Raw genomic sequence first — 19005 nt, forward strand, 5'->3', positions numbered from 1 at the left:
ACAGATCAAGCTTGGGTTGAGTTAGCGGAACATCGAGCTAACAGAACTTTCTTCATGGATGCGCCAGATCGCTTCGCCAAGCATGTTGGCGACAGAAAGCACATGCAGCTGGGGAAAGACGTGATTGGATGCGATTGGGATGCTGTTGGTGACCACGACCTGTTCGAACAGTCCATCAACAGACAATCGCTCGATCGCTGGTGGAGAGAAAACGGGATGGGTGGCACAAGCAATGACGCCAGTAGCGCCTTGCTCTCTCAGCAACTTGGCACCAGAGCAGATCGTGCCTCCGGTATCGATCATGTCGTCGATCAGGATCGCCGTGCGACCGCTCACATCGCCAATCACGGTGAGGCTTTCAGCCATGTTGTGACCGGTTCGGCGCTTATCGATGATGGCGAGAGGAGCACCGTTCATTTGTTTAGCAAAGGCCCTGGCTCTGGCCACACCACCCACGTCAGGAGACACCACAACCACCTCTCCCAGGTCTTGGGCGGCGAGGTGATCCACAAGCACGGGAGAACCGTAAATATGGTCGCAGGGAATGTCGAAATACCCCTGGGTCTGAGCTGAGTGCAGATCCATTGCCAGCACCCGATCGACTCCTGATTTGACGAGCAAATTGGCGGTGAGCTTGGCAGCAATCGATTCCCGACCGGCTGTTTTGCGGTCTGCGCGTGCATAGCCGTAGTAGGGAACCACTGCGGTGATCTGTCGTGCCGATGCTCGTCTGCAGGCATCCACCATGATCAGCAGCTCCATCAGGTTGTCGTTCACCGGAGCGCAGGTGGGTTGGATCAGGAAGACATCGCAGCCGCGAATCGATTCCTGAATTTGCACATACAGCTCACCGTCGGCAAAGCGCTTACAGACTTTCGGGCCATCGGGGACGCCAAGGTAGGCCGCAATTTCGCGGGCGAGTGCAGGATTGGAAGTGCCGCTAAACAGGCGAAGACGTCGAGTGTCGTGCTGCAACTTCTCTTGCTCGGCTCGGGCAGCGGTGAGAAAACTTGTCACGATGCCCGCGCTTGAAAACGGCGATGAACCGATCGTAGTGCTGCATCGCCTTCCTATCCATAAACGGTATGGATCGGATCTCCCTAAGGTCGCTTCATGCTCGATTTCACCTTGGCTCTTGTTGGCGCTGGCCCCCTTCCTGAGCTCTCGATGCGCGAGGGTGCCCACCATCTAGCCGATCGCTTTTCGGCTGAATTAGTTTCATTTGCCTGTGGTTCGGAACCCCACAGTGGCTTGCAGGAACTGGCATCGCGTCAGCGCGATCGAAACCGACCCACTCTGCTGCGTTTGAGCGGTGATGCGGCGATGCTGCAAGGCTCCTCTGGAAGCTGGTTTGATGCTTTAGCCGCTTGGCGATGTCCCGTTTTGCTGTTGGCCCAGCCCAATGCAGCTGGTTTGATCCCTGGCATCGCACCTGCCTCCGTTGCCTTGTGTCACTCGCTCAGCATTCCTTTGGTTGGTTTGGCGCAACTTGGGGGCAGCTGGGATTCGGCGGCCCGCCGAATGGATGGTTTGCCCTGGTGTGGCCTGTTGGACACAGCAGATGGTGGTGGGGCTGCTTCTGATGCACTGGTCCGCTCCATCCAGCAGCGCTGGAAACGCATGAACCCAGGGATCAGTTCTGATCTGGCCAAATTGGCAGGCTGAGATCTGGCTTCAATTCGCGCAGCATCTGCTGACCGACCCGAGGTGCAAGAGGAAGCTCCGTAATCACTGGTGGTGAGGGCGCACTGATCGCAGCAGCAATCAGGCTGAGCATCTCTGTGCTGCTGATATCCGTTGTGACTTGATTGGAAAACACATTCAGCAGCTCGGGCACCACGGTGACTGCATCGATTTCCGCTAACTGCTGATGCACGCCTTGGAGCAGCAGCTGTTGCCTCACTCTGCGCTGATGGTCGTTATTGGCCTTGGGTTTGTGACGTGCGAGTTGTTCTGCCTGAGCACCGTTGAGTGTTTGCAGTCCGGCCTGCAGGTTCACGCTGTAGCCCTGGGACTTGTCCTCGTACTTATAGGTTTGGTTGAGAGTAACTTCGATGTCTCCAAGTCCTTCCACAAATCTGCGCAAGCCTTGTCTGGAGAGGACTAAGTAGCGATCTGGCTTGTTCGTCGGCAGATCGATCAGCTCGCCAACGACGTCAGAGGTGAGAGCGATTCCACCGTGTTGCCACGTTTTAGAAAGAGCTTGGATCTCCTCGATTCCTGGCAGTTGAACGGCCAGTTCTGTCGGCAACTGCAGAATCTGAACAGGCTGTTTCGTACTGATATTCACCAGCATCAAGCTGTCGGCATTGGCAGGCCCTTGAGGTGCTGCGTTGTTGGAGGGGGCATTCAAGGTGTCTGCATCGAGGCCGACAACCAAAACCATCACGGCTTGTTCGGGCAGAGGCGCGAGGGCTAACGGCCCCTCGGACGACTGCACATCGGCGCCGTCAGGGTCTGGTTTGGGCCAGATCGTTGCAAGCGCTGTGCCCGCTAAGGCAATGCCCAGCAATGCAGCACTGATTCGCAGAAGACTGCGTCCGGGGCGGTCACCCAACCAACTTTTGCTCGGCTTTTGCTGCGAGTCCCCACTCAACGCTGGCTCCCCCATGCGTGATGTTCAGATCTTTGATCAGCCAGTCTCGCTCAGCCTCGCTGAATTGGGAATCAAAGCCTTAGCAGCGAACTGACATTGGATCCAAAGTAAGGGTGCTTCTCCTGATTGATCTTGGTCCCAGGAATTGATTGAAGAGCTGGGGATAAGTCTTCTTTGTGTTCTGATTCAGTAGCCGATGGATACTTTTGGGGATGACATAGGACGTCTCGTCAAAACAGAGCAGCATCCCCTAATTCTTGTCCAGCCATTCCTTCTTTGTAAACTCTTGCGAAAAACTGTTCGAGGGTGTCTTCTCCAAACGAAGGGGTTGCGCTGGGGTCGTAGCAATTACGCTTCTTATCCCAAACCAACATGGATTCACTGGCGTAATAGCAACCGATACGGGCAAACTCGGCGGTGTCTTCGACAGCTGGTACCAGCGTTGCCACTTTTTCTAAAAGTGCAGCGGGCGCTTTCATCACTGCCATTGGTAACGAAAGCATTCTGGGCGAGCGGCCTAGTGTTTTAAAGAGCATTTCTCCTTGTGTGCGAGCGCTGAGGGCTGGGCCAGGCCCTCCGATGGGCAAGGTTTGGTTCACTTTATCGGTTTCATTTACACAATTAGCCAAGAAGCATGCAAGGTCTTTTTCACTGATTGGCTTGCAACTTGTTAACTCTCCATTGCCAAACATCACATAAGGTGCACCTTTTCTGCAGCTCTCAAATTGGCCTGCAATGCTTTTAAAAAAGGCTGTAGGTCGAACGATCGTATGGGTGATTTCTGCGTCTTCCTGGAGCCGAGTTTCGAAGGCAAGCTTCGCTTTTTGGAATTCTAGAATTGGCTTCTGTACGCAGATGGCTGACAGCATCACGAAATGCGCTACACCAGCCTTCCGTCCCTCGTTGTAGGTGTTGAGGTTGGCTTCATAATCAATCGCCCATGAATCCTTTTTGCCGCCCGTTCTTGATGCAAGGCAAGAAATCACCACATCGGTGGGCTCGTTGAAGGCATGTGTTGCTAGTGATGCCGGATTGGTGACATCGCCAAATCTCACCTCTGCACCGGGGAAATCGGCCACCACATCGGCTTGACCTTTTCGTCCTCTGATTCCACTGGATTCGCGGGCGAATGCCATCACCTGATATCCACGCTCAACCAGCTCTTTCACGACAAAGCGTCCGATGTATCCGGTGGCCCCGAAAACGGCCACCCTCACTTGATCTGGAGAGCGTTCTCGAAAATCATGGCGCGGTAATAGGGGGGGGAGCACGTCGTGACTCGGTCGATCTGGACCAACGCTAAAGCGTGAATCTTTCATTTACAAACGACGCCAGCTAGGAGACCACCGTCATTGCGATCAGCCTGAGCAACGAGCTTCGATCGTTGTTAAGACGCTCCGTAAGATCACAAAGGTCGGATCACTTTTATTCCCTTCGACCGTCTGGCACTCCGAATGATTTGCTTCGATGGTTAATCAATCCAGAAGCGAAAGGGATCGGCGGGTTGGTGTCCTCCTTCATCCAACGGCTTTGCCAGATTCACCTGTGTGTGGAAGCTTTGGACGGCCTGCCCGCGAATGGATAAAGGCTTTGGCGGGCCATGGTGTATCCGTCTGGCAGATTTTGCCCCTTGCTCCGCCGGATGGCACAGGGTCGCCCTACAGCTCACCTTCCAGTTTTGCCTTGAATCCGTGGCTCCTAGATGCCGAAGATTTGGCAGGGGAGAGCTTTTTGGCGTCCAGTGCTCTCGAGAGTCTTCCTGGAGCTGATGCCAAGGCGGAAGCTACCTCTGTGCTGGATTTCCAGCTGGCCGATGCGCGTGCTTCTGCACTGGGCCGAGCCCTTGCCGCCCATTGGCCTCAGCAATCCTCTGCGCGCAAACAACAATTTGAACGCTGGAGGGTTGACCAAACCCATTGGCTGACGGACCACGTCAATTTCGTGGTGCTGCGTGATCAACACAACGGTTTGCCTTGGTGGTCTTGGCCCCATCCGCTCGCAGTTCAACAACCTGCTGCCTTGGCTCAGTGGCGGCTCCAGCATGGTGAGGCCTTGCTGGAGCAGGAACTTCTCCAGTGGCATCTCGATCGACAGTGGCAACGCCTGCGCGTGCAAGCTCGGGATTTGAACATCGAGATTCTTGGAGATCTGCCCTTTTATGTGGCTCGCGATAGCGCCGATGTTTGGAGCCATCGATCCTTGTTTTCGATTGCTGCCGATGGACGTTTACGGCTGCAGAGTGGCGTTCCACCCGACTATTTTTCAGAGACTGGTCAGCTCTGGGGGACGCCTGTCTATAGCTGGGCGCGTCATCGGCGTACTGGATTTCGTTGGTGGCGCAATCGCTTGAAGCGGCAGTGGAGACTTGCCGATCGGTTGCGTCTGGATCATTTCCGCGCTCTGGCTGGCTTTTGGGCGGTCCCTGGCGATGACGACACGGCTCAAAATGGGGAGTGGCAGCGCTCACCCGGCCATGAATTGCTGCGGCTTCTGCGTCGCGACGCGGGTGGGACGCTTCCCATCGTTGCCGAAGATCTTGGCGTGATCACCCCAGATGTGGAACGGCTCCGTGATCGCTTTCGTCTACCGGGAATGAAGGTGCTGCAGTTCGCTTTTGATGGCAACCCCCGTAACCCCTATTTGCCAAGCAATATCAAAGGTCGCAGGTGGGTGGTGTACACCGGTACCCATGACAACCCCACGACGATGGGGTGGTGGCAGCGACTTGATGAATCGTCTCGGCGCCAGGTGGGCGAGCTGCTTGGGTGTCATGTGGAAGCACCCGGATGGCAATTGATGGAACTCGGGATGGCAACGTCTGCTGAGCTTGTGGTGTCTCCCTTACAGGATTTGCTGCATTTGGATGATCAAGCACGATTCAATACTCCAGGCACGGTTGGCGGCAATTGGTGCTGGAGGATGGGCTCTTTTGATGAGGCCTTGCAAGGGGCTCTCAAGGGTTATGGCGAGAGAGCTGCGGCCTGGGACAGGTGATAGGAACCAGGTTGATTGGTTTTTGGAGTAAGGGCCTGTCCGTTCCAGCGCACGGAGTCGGCCTCGCCTGGTGGAGGGTTGATGCTGAGGTCAACTGGGGGTAAGAGCTGCAAGGTCACTGTTCCGGTAGCGCCTTGAAGGTTGGTTCGATCTCCTCCTTCACTGCTCAGGCTGATCTGCCGTGGTTGGTTGAGGTTGATTTCGAGAACGCCTGGTCTTGTTGGTTGATCGAGAGGGAGATCGACCTGTCCGAGGCTGGCTGTGAGCTCCTCCTCCAGCGGGCGCAAGCCCTTCAGGATTTGGTCAGAGTCCAGCGGTGTATTGATTGGGATGGGCTTTGGAGAGAAGGCGTTGAGATTGATCAGATGTCTTTGTTGATGGTTCAGAGCCAGAATCGAGCCGATCATCACAGCGCCGTACACCACGCTCCCTTGCCATGTGGTGAAGATATCGATGCTGCCGAGAGTGAAGCGCGTGCTTCGACCATTGGTCTCCAATCGATTCGATCCTGGTCTGTTAAGCAGGGCTGCACTAAGGCTGTTGCTTGGAAGGTCTAAGTAGGTCTCCAAGCGCTGCAACATCGCCACGAGATAGGCGGCTTCTGGTAAGCGGTCTTGCCAGCCGCGTTCGAGGGCCTCTAGGACCGGCGTTGTGATTCTCACTTCTTTTGAAAGGTCTCGAATGCTGAGACCTTTTCGTTCCCTTTGTTCGCGCAGCAGCTGACCTGCCTCCTCTAAGGAGTTGTTGCTGCTCTCAAGCGAGGTTGGAGCGTGTTGCCTGTTGTTGTGACGTCGCCAAGGGAGGGGAAACTTCATCTCGGCGATGCCGTTATGAGGGGCACTCGTTCCGCTCTAAACGGATGGAAGTCCATTCTGAACGTGTCAACTCACGCCAGTGGCCCTCAGGTAAAGAACCGAGATCAATGGAGGCGATAGCTGTTCGTTGAAGATCAAGCACAGGGTGGCCAAGGGCCTCTGCCACCCTTCGGATTTGGCGATTCCTGCCCTCCCTGAGGATCACTTTTAAAAGGGTTTGGTTCGCTCCTTGTTTCAGCAGTGAGACCTCTGCTTGTTGTGTGGGTATGCCATCCAGTTCCACACCGTTGCACCAGCGATTCAGTGCGGTGGTGGTGGGCTTACCTCTCACCTGAACCTTGTAGGTCTTGCGGTGCGAGTAGCGGGGATGGGTGAGCTGCAAGGTGATTGCACCTTGATTGGTTAAAAGGAGAGCTCCGCGGCTGTCTCCATCCAGCCGACCAACAGGGTGGAGGCCTCGCCTGAGCGACTTTGGAATGAGATCGAGAACTGTTTGGCGTCCTTGAGGATCACTGCAGCTGCTGATCACACCGGGGGGTTTGTTGAGCAGGATCAGCTTGGGGCTCGATGGTTGAGATAGGGGACGGCCATCCAACTCGATGCGGTCGATGTTCGGATCGGCTTGGTCGCCAAGTCCAGCTGTGACTTGATTCACCTTGATCCTGCCTTCGCGCAACAGGTCCTCAGCATGTCGTCGCGAACAGACTCCTGCAGCTGCGATCAGTTTTTGCAGCCGTTGGCGGGTCACCGGTTCACTCCTCGGCATCGATCAGTGATCATCGTTGGATAGGACAAACGCCATGGTCGCTACCGCCGTTTCGAAGGTGTAATGGCTCATTCTGTCAAGGGGAGAAGAGGGGTGCCAACATGAAGAAAATCGCAAGAAGTGGTAGATTAGGAAACATAAGTGTTTCGTAATCGTCGATGGCGCCTTTGGCTCTGCTCCCCGATGCGGACCTCGTGCGTTCGTACCTGCGCGACATCGGCCGCGTGCCGTTGTTGAGTCACCAACAGGAGATCACGCTGGGCCGTCAGGTTCAGGAGTTGATGGATCTCGAAGCGCTAGAAGCAGAACTCAAGGATCAGCGCGGCGGAGAAGAGGTCGCCAGAGAAGAGGTTGCGAAAGCTGCTGGTGTGAGTGCAGCGCAACTGAAGCGCAAGCTGCAGGCTGGTCGCCGCGCCAAGGAGCGCATGGTGGCTGCCAATTTGCGGTTGGTGGTGAGCGTCGCCAAGAAATACACCAAGCGGAATATGGAACTGCTGGATTTAATCCAGGAGGGAACGATCGGTTTGGTGCGTGGTGTGGAGAAATTTGATCCCACCCGGGGCTACAAATTCAGTACCTATGCGTACTGGTGGATTCGCCAAGGGATTACCCGTGCGATTGCGGAAAAGAGCCGCACGATTCGCCTACCGATTCACATCACCGAGATGTTGAACAAGCTGAAAAAGGGTCAACGGGAATTAAGTCAAGAGCTGGGCCGCACCCCATCGGTGACGGAATTGGCGTCATTTGTGGAACTTCCAGAAGATGAGGTGAAGGATTTGATGTGCCGGGCCCGCCAGCCTGTGAGCTTGGAGATGAAGGTGGGCGATGGTGATGACACCGAACTGCTGGAATTGTTGGCCGGTGACGGAGAGCTGCCATCCGAACAGGTGGAAGGGGAATGTCTGAAGGGAGACCTGCGCGATCTGCTGAGCCAGCTGCCTGAATTGCAGGGGAAAGTCTTGCGGATGCGCTATGGGATGGACGGAGAGGAGCCGATGAGCCTCACGGGGATTGCCAAATCGATGAAGATGAGTCGCGATCGGACCCGAAGACTTGAACGTGAAGGATTAGAGATGTTGCGCCAGGGTGATGCACAACTCCAGGCCTATGTACTTGTTTAAAACTTGATTTAGAAGAATTCGTCAAAATTGTCGAAATCAACTGCTTTGAAATTCCCTGACTCCACCTGAGTCATGAGTCGTTCTAGCTGCACCCATAAAGCTCCACCTGTAAGAAGAGAAAGGAGCATGGACACTAAATATCCAGCGCCAGAGGCGAAGCCGAACACTTGAAGTGAACCGCCGATGAACAGGGTGATGCCGAGCAGAGTTCCTGCATAACTCATCGTGACTTCTGCCGTACCAAGTGGCAAAAGAGCGAGGCGATCTTGCTTCCAGCCGTCTAAGCGAATCTGGATCAGCTTCGCAAACGTGAGCCCGCACAACACACCGATCGCGAGCCCCAGGCCCGCCACGAGATAAGGCGGTTGGCTGATGGGCGCGTATTCCAGAAAAATTTCACTGGGATCAAGATCACCAAAGAAATCACTGAGCGCATCGAGGTCGGCTTGGTCTAACTCGATGGGCATGAGGTCAGGGGCTAATCCCATAACAGTGAGGGTGTGAGTGTGAGGTGAAAGCGTTGGGGGGACCCTAGGCGGCAGCTAGCGGGTTCAGTTGTTGCAGCATGCGTCCGGCAATGCGACGAGGACTGAAGGTGCGTCCGAGCAAGGATGTAAGCGACCTGAGGTCTTCTGTACTGAGGCGATCGTCACGCACAAGCGTGAGCAGCATTCTTCTGCGAAGGTCGGCGCCATCCTTACTGAGCAACAAGCGCAATCCAGCTCCTGCCACTGGGATCAGCTCAGCCCCAGGTGTGGGTGCATCGCTTCCCACCACGTCTAGGAGGCTTTCCAGTCGTTCGAGGCGAAGGTGGCCCTCGGAATCAAACAAAACCTCCAGAAGCTTTTCGCGCATCTCTTTGGTGTCACCAGCCAGGAGGCGCTTGGCTACATAGGGATAGGCCACAGCAATAATTTTGAAATCTGGATCAAGACGAAGGGCAAGACCTTCCTGGCTCACAACAGCGCGGATGATCAGGGCAAAGCGAGCTGGCACTCGGAATGGATAGTCGTACATCAATTCAGAAAAGCGATCGGTAATCGCTTTGAAATTGAAGGTGCCCACGGAGTCACCCAAGCTTCCGCCCAACACCTCTCTCAGCGGCGGAATGATCGACTCCAAATCCGCATTGGGTGCTAAAAATCCCAACTCTTGAAAATCATTAGCTAAAGCTGAAAAGTCCTTATTGATCAGGTGAACGACCGCACCAGTGAGCGTTAAACGGTCGGAATCACTGATTGAGTCCATCATGCCAAAGTCCACGTAGGCCACGTGACCGAGGTCTCCCGTTTGACCACTCAGGGCAAATAAATTGCCTGGATGAGGATCGGCATGGAAATATCCATATTCCAGAAGTTGTTGCAGGCCGCTAATCACACCCGTGCGGATCAGGGCTGGCGGGTTGAGACGTTGAGATTTCAACTCCTGCCGGTCTCTCATCTTGGTTCCATGAATCCAGGAGGTGGTGAGCACGCGCCTGGCAGATAACAGTCGTTCAACTTTTGGAATCGTTACGGCTGGATTATCAGCAAACAGGGCTGAAAAGCGTTCAGCATTGTCGGCTTCGCAGTAATAATCAATTTCTTCAAACAGGCTGCGACCAAACTCATCGATGATCTCTCCCAATCCGAAACCCAAGTTGAGAGGTAGGAACGGTGCACCCAACACTCCCAAGGTGCGAATCAGCACCATGTCGCGGCGCAAAATGAAGGCGAGATTGGGGCGTTGCACCTTCACGGCAACCCAATGCTGACCATGCAAACGCGCCTTGTAGACCTGCCCCAGGCTGGCTGCTGCAACGGGGACGTTTGGAAACTCTTCAAACAGTTGCTCCACCGGAGCGCCTAGCTCTGTTTCCACGGTTTGGAGCGCGATCGCGTGGTCGAAGGAGGGGAGATCGTCCTGAAGCTTGGTGAGTTCATCGAGCCAATCGCGACGGATCAGATCAGGCCGAGTGGACAAGGCCTGTCCCACTTTGATGAAACAGGGCCCCAAATTGGTAAGGGTGCGGAGCAGGGTTCTGGCCAGCTTGCGCTGCACCTCGGAATCTTTGCTTCTGCCGCGTAGGAGCAAGCTGACCACTAAACCAGTGAGAGCCCAGATGATTTGGATCACCCGCGGTAAATAAATCCAAGGTCTCAGTAAGAGCCAGCGCGCATCTTTGCCAGGTGAATAACGCATGCGTGCTTCAGAAGCGTCATTGGATCGCATTGTGTTGGCCAAACTGGTTCGCTCTTCCATATCCAACGCATCTCAAAACTTCTGATCGTGGATCTTAGGCAGATCGTTCCTTGAAGTCGTTTTATTGGCTAGGGCGTTGCCATCATTTGCATTGGCATCGTTGATGGGTTGTTGTCTGTTCGATTCCTTGGCTTCTGCGCGATTCCTGCCCTGCGTCAGGCGATCGATTTGGCTGGACTGAAGAAGCGCAGGCCCCCATGCACTCCTTAATTCCATTGCTACGGCCTGATCGGCGGTGGCCTCTTCACTTGCCGGTGCATGGTCGGGGCAGAGCCTTGCCACCTGCTTTAAAGAGCTTGCTGCGGCAGCCACCCGGTAGTTGGGATCTCCCAGAACTTCCAGAGATTGGTGGTCCCCTTGAGGGGGAAGGTGCCGTTGCTGAGGCGCAAGCGCAACTGGCTTCCCGATTGGGTGTGGCTGGTTGTTGGTTCGGTGTGAACGGGGCAACCGGTTTGCTCCAAGCAGCGCTTTCGGCCCTTGCTGGACCTGGGCAAGCGGTGTTGTTGCCGCGTAATGCCCATCGCAGCTTGATTGCTGCCTGCGTGTTGGGAGGCATCCGACCTGTGTTTTTACCCGTTCCATTCCTGTCTGATCGTGGACACCCCGGTGCGATGTCTGCGCAGTGTTTGGAGAGAGCGATCAAGGATTTGCCCTCCATCCCCGAGGCGATCGTGGGCGCCGTGTTGGTGCATCCCACGTATCACGGTTATGCCTCCGACCCCATGCCCCTTGTCGCAGCACTGCATCGTCATGGCTTGCCCGTGCTTGTGGATGAAGCACATGGAACCCACTTTGCTTTCGCTGGTGGTGAGGCGCTACCGCGCTCGTCCCTCCATGCGGGCGCTGATCTCGTGGTGCATTCGTTGCATAAATCAGCACCTGGTCTTGGGCAGACAGCCGTGCTTTGGCTCCAAGGCATGCGTGTGAGGTCTGAAGAGGTGCAAGCGTCGTTGCTCAGATTTCAGACCAGCAGCCCTAGCGCTCTGTTGTTGGCCTCTTGTGAGGCAACGTTGAATTGGATGCTCACTCCGGCGTGGGAGCGCCTGCTGCATCGAAGAGTCAAGGAGGCGCATCAGCTTGTAGATCGCCTTCGTGCTGCAGGACTGCCGTTGAGCCGAAGTGATGACCCATTGCGTTTGATATTGGTGACTGCTGAAAAGGGAATCAGCGGTTTGGATGCTGATTCCTGGTTCATGGAACGGGGATTGATCGCTGAACTCCCAGAACCTTTTTGTTTGACCTTTTGCTTGGGTTTGGCATCCCAGCGTGGCTTGGCTTCACGCATGCAACGGCTTTGGCGAAGACTCCAGATGTCTCAAGCCAGTTCTGGGCCTTTGGAACCGCTTCTCTTGCCGCCTTTGGAGACCAGCTCAACGCCTGAATTGCTTCCAGCGCTTGCCGTTAGGGCTCCAGCCTATGAGCTGTCTCTTCAGGACAGTGCTGGTCGAATTGCCGCTGAAATGATTTGTCCTTATCCGCCAGGGATTCCTTTGCTCATTCCTGGAGAAAGAATTGGATCGGATCGGTTGGAATGGTTGTTGGATCAGCACCGGAGATGGCCGGAACTCGTGCCCGGTAAGGTGAAAGTCCTGGCTGAAGAGCCGCAGGTGCTACTGGGGTGATTTCAGACGTAGTAAGCAGCAGCCAGGGCAAAACCAAGAAGGGTTTTGATCGCAAGCGCTTGCTCAGTGGATTGCTGGCTGGCGCTTTTGGGTTGCTGGTCGTGGGTCTTGGCGGGTGGTGGTTCACGCTCGCGTTGGGGGTGATCGTGCATTTGGGGTTGTTGGAATTTTTCCGAATGGCCCAGTTCAAAGGCATGAGACCTGCCACAAAAACAACGCTTGTGGCATGCCAGCTCTTGCTGTTCAGCACGCAGTGGGCCAACTCAGGAGGTCTTCCTGCTCTATTACCTGATGCCGTGCTGCCCTTATCGGGTGCGGCAATTTGTGGTTGGTTGCTCTTGCAGCCCAAAACCGGATCCATTGCTGATATTGCAGCATCAATTTTTGGCTTGTTTTATCTCGGTTTCCTTCCAAGTCATTGGCTGAGACTTCGCAATCTGACAGATTTTGATATTGCTCCTGTATTGCAACGTTTAAGTATTGATAATTCCTGGTTTTCGTCGGGTTTATTAATTACTCTTGCGGCTTGTTTGATGGTTGTTGCTAGTGATATTGGTTCTTACATGATTGGTCGTCGGATCGGCCGTAGTCCCCTGTCTCCAATCTCTCCTTCGAAGACGATTGAAGGGGCGATCGGAGGTGCATTGTGCTCTGTCTTGGTAGGAGCTTCGATGGCAATCTTGATGGGTTGGACCTTGGGTTGGCTGAGCGGTGGTTTGCTTGGAGCATTGGTGGCATTATTTGCTCTTGTCGGTGATTTAACTGAATCGATGATGAAACGAGACGCAGGTGTCAAAGACTCTGGTGATGCTCTACCTGGTCATGGTGGGATTCTGGATCGAATCGATAGTTACTTGTTTACCCCTGCGGTGGTGTATTACGCCTTGATTTTGGTAATGCCTTTGATTGCAAACTAATGCTCAGATGCTGAAAGCTAGGGGCTGACGATTGCCTTCCCTTGAAGAATTAATTGGCCTGCTTTGAGGTGCGCATTTTGTATGTGAATGCCAGGATCCATCGGCAATAAAAACGATTTTCCTGTCTCGAGATGGGTGATCTCAATGGTGCCCTCTGCGGCCTGAAGACCAAATAGAGCGCGAACAGGATCTTGCGTTGCAATCACGGCAGCCTGCAATTCCAGTAAGTCGTCGTCGATGCTCAAAGCACGAAGAGGTGTTAGCCCGATCAATTGCTCACTGAGGAGATCTCCCAGCCACCTCCAACGATCACTGGCGAAAGCGCGATTGAGATCGGTTCCGCTTAAAACAACCTCCCCATCAATGTTGAAGGGATGGGAGAGCTGAATGGGCTGGCCAGGATGGGAGGGGTTGATGTGTGCTCGAAGGGCACCTGTTTTCAGTTCAGCACGCAGGAGTGGGAGTTTCTGAAAACTCACTTTTCGGGCCGTCAAGGACACACCGTCCAGCTTGCCTCGCAGGAGTTGCAAGGCCGAACCTTGCAGGGTCAGCTTCAACTCACCCACGTGATCGCATTGGCTGCGGATCCAAAGCTGTAGACCATTGGAGAGCAGTTGAAGCAGCGGTCCTGAGCTAGTTGCATTCATGAAAGGCATTCTGGTCCGAGCCAGCGTTGTGCCACCAACTCCGGCTGATCGATATGGGGAAGATGCCCGCAATTGGCAACGGATTCAAGCTTGTCTCCTAATAACTCCTGAGCGGACCATTTTTGAGGAGCGCGCAGGATCCGATCTTGTTCACCCCAGAGCACATGCAATGGCTGGGAGGGAAGCGGGTTGCCACAACCGGCAAAGCCTCCGCTGCGGGCGAAGGACGCCAGGGAACGCGCCCATCCAGGCACCTTGAGATGCAGGGATGCAATCTCAATTTCAGGCTCTCCAACATTGCTGTCTGGATCGGCGAAGGCTTGTCTGCATAACCCACGTCTCACGCTGGGTCTTCCTAGAAACCAAACCCCAACTTGGTCGAGGACCGGAGGCAGTGGCATCGGTTTGCCGTCCAGACCTGCTGGAGCCAGAAGCAGCAGGCGATCGATCAGATGGGGATGACGCCGCGCGAGTTCCATGGCAACAGATCCACCCATTGATGCCCCGATCACACCGATGGTTTGGTCTGTTGGCAGGGTGTCGAGCAGCGCATCGAGGTGGTTCAGAACCAGCTCAGGTCCGTAGTTGGTGTGTTCTGGTCTTGGGCAGAACCCAAACCCGAAGAGATCGGGAATGATCAGCGTGTTGTTGGTTTTGAGCAGAGGCACCAAGCGTCGGAATTCCAGATTGGAGCTATCAAATCCATGCAGCAACAGCACGGGCGGCCCACTGCCCACTGTGACCACTGGGTAATGGTCTGATCCCGCATTGGTGCAAGAGAGTTCCAACCAGTCCAATCCTTGGAGCTGCTCACGGGCCAGAGGATCGAGAAGTGTGGAGGCTGCGTTTTCGAGAATGCGCTTGTTGGTCAAGCCTCAGTCTCCAGCGACGTGCTGACGGAGCGACTGTCCGCGTCGGTGCTCACGAGAGCTTCAAGCAGATCGGTCTCTGTGACTTCGAAGGGGAGATGGTGTAAATCGGATCCTGGCCGGCAGGCGAAGCTGCAAATGGCGCGCAAGTCATTCAAGCCGGTTTCTCCAAGACCAAGATCTTGGAGCGTGATGGGGAGTCCAAGCTGCTTGAGCAAGGGCAGAAGTTGACGGCGGGATTGAGCTGCTAATTGATTTCCACCCAGGCGTTCTTCAAGCCGGAGCTGCACAAGAATGCCGAAACCCACTTTTTCGCCGTGCAATTTGCCGTGACAGGCGGGCAATTGCGTTAGGCCGTTGTGCACCGCGTGGGCTGCAACCGTTCTGCATTGTGCTCCTCCAAGGCCTCCGATCACACCAGCGGTAAGACCACAGGCTTCAGCGACGCGCACCCAAGACTCACTGTCAGGACGAGCCATGGCATCAAGGGCATCAATCAAGAGTTGATCGCGAAGCACCCGAGCCATTTGAACGGCCTGTTGGATGATTCCGTCGGTACTGGATCCGCTTCCTACAGAGGCTTCATACCACTTCGCGAGGGCGTCGGCGATGCCACTGGCCAGGGTTTGGTTCGGTGCTTGACGCACTAGACCGTGATCAAAAATCAAGAGATCCGGGCAAGCATCAAGGGACTGATCAGAAACAAACGCTCCATCTCTGGAATAGATGTTTGCGAGAGCTGTCCAGCCTGCACAGGTTGCGGCACTAAGCGGCACCGTGATGCATGGAAGTTTGAGGCGAAATGCCAAGAGTTTTCCTGCATCTAAAACCTTTCCTCCACCGGCTGCAATCACGCAATCGCAAGCAGATTCCTTCAGAAAAGCTTCAAGGCGGATGAGGTCCTCCTCGCAACAGTCGAAATTGAGTTGAGCCTCTACAACCATGAGATCGCTTCCAGTGAGATCTGCTTTTAATCCGGCACGGATGGATTGGGTTGCAGAACTACGTCCGAGCAGTGCAGGTCTCTGACAGAGAGCAGCAATGGCAGGAAGTCCTCGCTGCCAGGCCTGCTCCCCCCGAATGACCCGGGAAGGAGCGATGGCATGGGCATGGCAAGCCAACGATGTGGTCATGGTTGCCTCAAACCCCAGCGTTGGCCAATTGGGGTGTCACTGGGGTCGAGGTGTTGAGGTGGCGGACAACCACTTTTTTGTCATGGTCGATGTCCACCTCAGCTGAATCACCTTCCTTGATACGGCCGGTGAGGACTTCCTCCGCCAGGCTGTCTTCGAGAAGGCGCATCACTGCACGACGCAATGGTCTTGCTCCGTAGGCAGGGTTATAGCCCTCTTCCACAAGACGCTCTTTGAAGGCATTGGAGACCGTCAAAGTGATTCCCTTGTCACCGATGCGAGCAAACACTTCTTTAAGCATGATCTCCGCGATGTCTTTCACTTCCTCACGGTTGAGTTGACGGAAGACAATGATTTCATCGAGACGATTCAGGAATTCAGGCCTGAAGTACTGCTTTAGTTCCTCATTAACAAGAGACTTAATCCTGTTGTATTGATTCTCATCAGCATTTTCACCAGAGAATTCAAAACCAAGTCCGCCGCCACCTTTCTCAATCACTTTCGAACCAATGTTCGAAGTCATGATGATCAAAGTGTTTTTGAAATCAACGGTTCTTCCTTTGGAATCGGTCAGACGACCGTCTTCTAGAAGTTGCAGAAGCAAGTTGAAAACATCGGGATGGGCTTTCTCGATTTCGTCAAAGAGCACAACGGTGTAGGGACGACGACGAACCGCTTCTGTGAGCTGTCCTCCTTCGTTAAATCCCACGTAGCCCGGAGGAGAACCGATCAATTTGCTGACCGTGTGTCTCTCCATGAACTCCGACATGTCAAGGCGAATCATCGCTTCTTCGCTGCCGAAGAAATAGGCGGCTAGAGCCTTGGTGAGCTCTGTTTTGCCTACGCCTGTAGGACCAGAGAAAATGAAGCTTGCGATAGGACGATTGGGGTTTTTCAGGCCAACTCGGGCACGACGAATTGCCTTGGACACCGCTTTCACGGCTTCATCTTGTCCGATTAACCGCTGATGGAGAGTTTCCTCCATGTTCAACAATTTGAAGGACTCACTTTCGGTGAGTTTCTGAACGGGAACCCCGGTCCATGAGGCCACAATGTGTGCGATGTCTTCCTCGTCCACAACAGGAGTGGTGAGAAGTTGTGGTTTTGCTACTGATCTCTCTGTGGGTTCAGAGGCCGTTGTTTCACCAACTACTGTCTCAGAGGTTTGAGCCTCATCCCCAGTATTGACGGAGGTATCTTCTCTGCTGCTTTGCAGCAACGTACGGATCTTTTCACGCAACTCAACTTCTTTATCACGCAGTTCTCCTGCACGATTGAAATCTTGTTCGCGAACCGCATCCTCTTTTTCCTTCTGGACGGCGCGGAGCTCTTTATCCACTTCCTTGGCTGCAGGAGGAAGCTTGGAATTGAGCAGTCGAACCCTGCTTCCAGCTTCATCAATCAGATCAATGGCCTTGTCTGGAAGGAAACGATCAGAGATGTACCGATCCCCCAATGTTGCAGCGGCATCGAGAGCCGCGTCAGTGATTTTCAGGCGATGGTGCTGTTCATAGCGCTCACGCAGTCCCCTCAGAATTTCAATGGTTTCCGGAATGGAAGGTTCCCCCACCGTGACGGGCTGGAAACGACGTTCTAAAGCCGCATCGCGCTCAATATGTTTGCGGTATTCATCGAGGGTTGTTGCTCCGATGCATTGAAGTTCACCTCGAGCTAATGCTGGCTTAAGGATATTTGCTGCGTCAATCGCACCTTCGGCTGCACCAGCACCGATCAACGTGTGAACTTCGTCAATCACTAAAATCACATTGCCGGCTGACTTGATCTCTTCCATGATCTTTTTCAGCCTCTCCTCAAACTCCCCGCGATATTTCGTACCTGCAACAAGCAAGCCAATGTCGAGGGTGAGAACTCGTTTTTCTTCAAGAATATCTGGAATATCACCTTGCTGAATCCGTTGAGCCAAGCCCTCGGCAATAGCCGTTTTGCCAACGCCAGGTTCACCAATAAGAACGGGATTATTTTTAGTACGTCTGCCGAGAATTTGAATGACTCGATCGATCTCTTTGTGTCGTCCTACAACCGGATCCAGCTTTGCCTCAGTCGCAAGTTGAGTGAGGTTGGTGCCGAATTCATCCAAAGTTGGGGTTTTGGTAGAGCCTTTTGCTCCGCCGCCGCCACCAGCACCCACCTCAGCCGTTTCGCCGAGCATGCGAATTACTTGTGTGCGCACCTTCGCCAGGTCAACTCCAAGATTTTCGAGTACTCGTGCTGCAACGCCTTCTCCCTCACGAATGAGGCCTAAGAGGAGATGCTCGGTGCCGATGTAGTTGTGGCCAAGCTGCCTTGCTTCTTCTAGAGAGAGCTCAAGAACACGCTTGGCACGTGGTGTGAAGGGGATTTCAACGGCAACGAAGCCAGATCCCCTACCAATGATTTTTTCAACTTCAACTCGAGCATCCTTGAGGTTGACGCCCATCGACTTGAGCACCTTGGCTGCGACGCCGGTACCCTCACCGATCAAACCTAACAAAATTTGCTCTGTTCCAACAAAGTTGTGGCCGAGGCGACGGGCCTCTTCTTGGGCCAGCATGATCACCTTGATGGCCTTTTCGGTAAACCGCTCGAACATCTTGAGGGCCGTTAATGGTGAAACCAAGCTATCAGGGATGAAGAGTTGTTGTGATCACTCTCGATACCAACCCAGATCCCAGTAGTGATTTGGGCTGAGGCCCTGAAAAAGTGTTAATCAATGCAGAAATGTAGTGCGGGTTTCTGTTCGATCAGGGCGGGTATCCCTACCAGCTGAGTGCTGAATTGATTGAATTCAGTTTCATTTCTCTTTGCATCTCTAACGACTGAATCAAAGCGTTCTTGCCGTCTCGGTAGTAGCGGTCACGGCGACCAACGGTTTGGAAGCCAAACGCGCTGTAAAGAGTTCGTGCCCCGTAATTGTCTTCAGCCACATCGAGGATGGCGTGTCTCGCCCCTGCGCTGCTGGCATCCAGTAGCAGCCGTTTCAAAACTGCTCGGCCCAGTCCGCGGCGCCGATGCTCTGGTTCAACCCCAAGCACTGTGATTTGGAGTTCATCCAAAACAACCCAGCCGCAGGCCATTGCTAACAACGTGTCTGCGCTAGCAGCAATCCCGATACAGATCCGCTGGGGGTCGGAGAGTTCTCGCTCCCAATGGTCTGAAGTCCAAAGGCCATTGAGGGCTAGGGCATCGAGTTTCAGGCATGCCAAAGCATGCGTTCGCTGGAGTCGGATCGTTTTGGGGTCAGGATTGAGAAGCATCGCTTCCTAGATTGCTTCGATCGCCTA

General features: G+C 54.3%; 18 protein-coding genes. 5 read left to right on the forward strand and 13 right to left on the reverse strand.

The features are described 5' to 3' along the window. Positions 1-21: 21 nt before the first annotated feature. The gene (locus SynSYN20_RS05200; RefSeq protein WP_186525001.1) at positions 22-1017 is read right to left on the reverse strand and encodes a ribose-phosphate pyrophosphokinase; all 996 of its coding nucleotides are present in this window, start codon (positions 1015-1017) and stop codon (positions 22-24) included. Between the two features lie 96 nt (positions 1018-1113). Between SynSYN20_RS05200 and SynSYN20_RS05205 the strand changes: the two genes are divergently transcribed. Further along, positions 1114-1665, forward strand: a complete 552-nt coding sequence (locus SynSYN20_RS05205) for a hypothetical protein (protein ID WP_186525002.1) — start codon at positions 1114-1116, stop codon at positions 1663-1665. Here the strand turns inward: SynSYN20_RS05205 and SynSYN20_RS05210 are convergent. Further along, the gene (locus SynSYN20_RS05210) at positions 1634-2611 is read right to left on the reverse strand and encodes an LCP family protein (protein WP_186525003.1); all 978 of its coding nucleotides are present in this window, start codon (positions 2609-2611) and stop codon (positions 1634-1636) included. The two genes, SynSYN20_RS05205 and SynSYN20_RS05210, sit on opposite strands and share 32 nt — an antisense overlap. Positions 2612-2826: 215 nt before the next feature. Next, positions 2827-3915, reverse strand: coding sequence for an NAD(P)-dependent oxidoreductase (locus SynSYN20_RS05215; RefSeq protein ID WP_255476381.1), 1089 nt, complete (start codon positions 3913-3915; stop codon positions 2827-2829). A 148-nt stretch (positions 3916-4063) separates the two neighbouring features. Between SynSYN20_RS05215 and malQ the strand changes: the two genes are divergently transcribed. Next, positions 4064-5590 carry a 4-alpha-glucanotransferase gene (gene malQ / locus SynSYN20_RS05220; protein ID WP_186525004.1) on the forward strand — a complete coding sequence of 509 codons (1527 nt, stop codon included), beginning with the start codon at positions 4064-4066 and terminating at the stop codon, positions 5588-5590. On the opposite strand, the gene SynSYN20_RS05225 is transcribed toward malQ, so the two are convergent. Together SynSYN20_RS05225 and SynSYN20_RS05230 are read right to left on the reverse strand one after the other, a co-directional pair. Continuing rightward, complete coding sequence (locus SynSYN20_RS05225) at positions 5557-6405, reverse strand: RodZ family helix-turn-helix domain-containing protein (RefSeq protein WP_186525005.1); 849 nt, start codon at positions 6403-6405, stop codon at positions 5557-5559. The genes malQ and SynSYN20_RS05225 overlap by 34 nt on opposite strands. Positions 6406-6418: 13 nt before the next feature. Further along, positions 6419-7153 (reverse strand): pseudouridine synthase, encoded by a 735-nt coding sequence (locus SynSYN20_RS05230; RefSeq protein WP_186525475.1) that lies wholly within the window; start codon positions 7151-7153, stop codon positions 6419-6421. Between the two features lie 176 nt (positions 7154-7329). Here SynSYN20_RS05230 and SynSYN20_RS05235 point away from each other — a divergent pair, with 176 nt between their 5' ends. Beyond that, positions 7330-8295 carry an RpoD/SigA family RNA polymerase sigma factor gene (locus SynSYN20_RS05235; protein WP_186525006.1) on the forward strand — a complete coding sequence of 322 codons (966 nt, stop codon included), beginning with the start codon at positions 7330-7332 and terminating at the stop codon, positions 8293-8295. An 8-nt stretch (positions 8296-8303) separates the two neighbouring features. Here the strand turns inward: SynSYN20_RS05235 and SynSYN20_RS05240 are convergent, their stop codons facing one another. The 3 genes from SynSYN20_RS05240 to SynSYN20_RS05250 form a co-directional block, all read right to left on the reverse strand. Continuing rightward, positions 8304-8783, reverse strand: a complete 480-nt coding sequence (locus SynSYN20_RS05240) for a hypothetical protein (RefSeq protein WP_186525007.1) — start codon at positions 8781-8783, stop codon at positions 8304-8306. A gap of 43 nt (positions 8784-8826) precedes the next feature. Next, positions 8827-10476, reverse strand: coding sequence for an AarF/ABC1/UbiB kinase family protein (locus SynSYN20_RS05245; RefSeq protein ID WP_186525476.1), 1650 nt, complete (start codon positions 10474-10476; stop codon positions 8827-8829). Positions 10477-10548: 72 nt separating this feature from the next. Continuing rightward, entirely contained in the window at positions 10549-10848 is a 300-nt protein-coding gene (locus tag SynSYN20_RS05250) for a hypothetical protein (protein WP_186525765.1), read from the reverse strand. Here SynSYN20_RS05250 and SynSYN20_RS05255 point away from each other — a divergent pair. Continuing rightward, positions 10734-12158 (forward strand): aminotransferase class I/II-fold pyridoxal phosphate-dependent enzyme, encoded by a 1425-nt coding sequence (locus tag SynSYN20_RS05255; RefSeq protein WP_186525008.1) that lies wholly within the window; start codon positions 10734-10736, stop codon positions 12156-12158. The genes SynSYN20_RS05250 and SynSYN20_RS05255 overlap by 115 nt on opposite strands. Beyond that, positions 12155-13075, forward strand: a complete 921-nt coding sequence (locus SynSYN20_RS05260) for a phosphatidate cytidylyltransferase (protein WP_186525009.1) — start codon at positions 12155-12157, stop codon at positions 13073-13075. The genes SynSYN20_RS05255 and SynSYN20_RS05260 overlap by 4 nt, the downstream gene beginning before the upstream one ends. 17 nt (positions 13076-13092) lie before the next feature. On the opposite strand, the gene SynSYN20_RS05265 is transcribed toward SynSYN20_RS05260, so the two are convergent. From SynSYN20_RS05265 to SynSYN20_RS05285, 5 genes are all read right to left on the reverse strand, one after another. Continuing rightward, positions 13093-13731 carry a DUF2993 domain-containing protein gene (locus SynSYN20_RS05265; protein WP_186525010.1) on the reverse strand — a complete coding sequence of 213 codons (639 nt, stop codon included), beginning with the start codon at positions 13729-13731 and terminating at the stop codon, positions 13093-13095. Continuing rightward, on the reverse strand, positions 13719-14594 hold the full coding sequence (locus SynSYN20_RS05270) for an alpha/beta fold hydrolase (protein WP_186525011.1): 876 nt from the start codon (positions 14592-14594) through the stop codon (positions 13719-13721). The genes SynSYN20_RS05265 and SynSYN20_RS05270 overlap by 13 nt, the downstream gene beginning before the upstream one ends. Continuing rightward, positions 14591-15724, reverse strand: a complete 1134-nt coding sequence (locus SynSYN20_RS05275; protein WP_186525012.1) for an iron-containing alcohol dehydrogenase family protein — start codon at positions 15722-15724, stop codon at positions 14591-14593. The genes SynSYN20_RS05270 and SynSYN20_RS05275 overlap by 4 nt, the downstream gene beginning before the upstream one ends. Positions 15725-15731: 7 nt before the next feature. Next, the gene (locus SynSYN20_RS05280) at positions 15732-18314 is read right to left on the reverse strand and encodes an ATP-dependent Clp protease ATP-binding subunit (RefSeq protein WP_186525477.1); all 2583 of its coding nucleotides are present in this window, start codon (positions 18312-18314) and stop codon (positions 15732-15734) included. Positions 18315-18480: 166 nt separating this feature from the next. Beyond that, positions 18481-18978, reverse strand: coding sequence for a GNAT family N-acetyltransferase (locus SynSYN20_RS05285; protein WP_186525013.1), 498 nt, complete (start codon positions 18976-18978; stop codon positions 18481-18483). Between the last annotated feature and the right edge of the window lie 27 nt (positions 18979-19005).

Origin of the sequence: Synechococcus sp. SYN20 (assembly GCF_014279555.1) — a bacterium.
Taxonomy (GTDB): Bacteria; Cyanobacteriota; Cyanobacteriia; order PCC-6307; family Cyanobiaceae; genus Synechococcus_C.

Excerpts from the sequence above, each read along its gene's own strand:
- SynSYN20_RS05240 (WP_186525007.1), bottom strand. The coding sequence starts at position 8,783 with ATGGGATTAGCCCCTGACCTCATGCCCATCGAGTTAGACCAAGCCGAC.
- SynSYN20_RS05245 (WP_186525476.1), bottom strand. The coding sequence starts at position 10,476 with ATGCGTTATTCACCTGGCAAAGATGCGCGCTGGCTCTTACTGAGACCT.
- SynSYN20_RS05255 (WP_186525008.1), top strand. The coding sequence starts at position 10,734 with ATGCACTCCTTAATTCCATTGCTACGGCCTGATCGGCGGTGGCCTCTT.
- SynSYN20_RS05205 (WP_186525002.1), top strand. The coding sequence starts at position 1,114 with ATGCTCGATTTCACCTTGGCTCTTGTTGGCGCTGGCCCCCTTCCTGAG.
- SynSYN20_RS05280 (WP_186525477.1), bottom strand. The coding sequence starts at position 18,314 with ATGTTCGAGCGGTTTACCGAAAAGGCCATCAAGGTGATCATGCTGGCC.
- SynSYN20_RS05265 (WP_186525010.1), bottom strand. The coding sequence starts at position 13,731 with ATGCCTTTCATGAATGCAACTAGCTCAGGACCGCTGCTTCAACTGCTC.
- SynSYN20_RS05225 (WP_186525005.1), bottom strand. The coding sequence starts at position 6,405 with ATGAAGTTTCCCCTCCCTTGGCGACGTCACAACAACAGGCAACACGCT.
- SynSYN20_RS05275 (WP_186525012.1), bottom strand. The coding sequence starts at position 15,724 with ATGACCACATCGTTGGCTTGCCATGCCCATGCCATCGCTCCTTCCCGG.
- SynSYN20_RS05285 (WP_186525013.1), bottom strand. The coding sequence starts at position 18,978 with ATGCTTCTCAATCCTGACCCCAAAACGATCCGACTCCAGCGAACGCAT.
- malQ (WP_186525004.1), top strand. The coding sequence starts at position 4,064 with ATGGTTAATCAATCCAGAAGCGAAAGGGATCGGCGGGTTGGTGTCCTC.
- SynSYN20_RS05235 (WP_186525006.1), top strand. The coding sequence starts at position 7,330 with ATGGCGCCTTTGGCTCTGCTCCCCGATGCGGACCTCGTGCGTTCGTAC.
- SynSYN20_RS05215 (WP_255476381.1), bottom strand. The coding sequence starts at position 3,915 with ATGAAAGATTCACGCTTTAGCGTTGGTCCAGATCGACCGAGTCACGAC.
- SynSYN20_RS05210 (WP_186525003.1), bottom strand. The coding sequence starts at position 2,611 with ATGGGGGAGCCAGCGTTGAGTGGGGACTCGCAGCAAAAGCCGAGCAAA.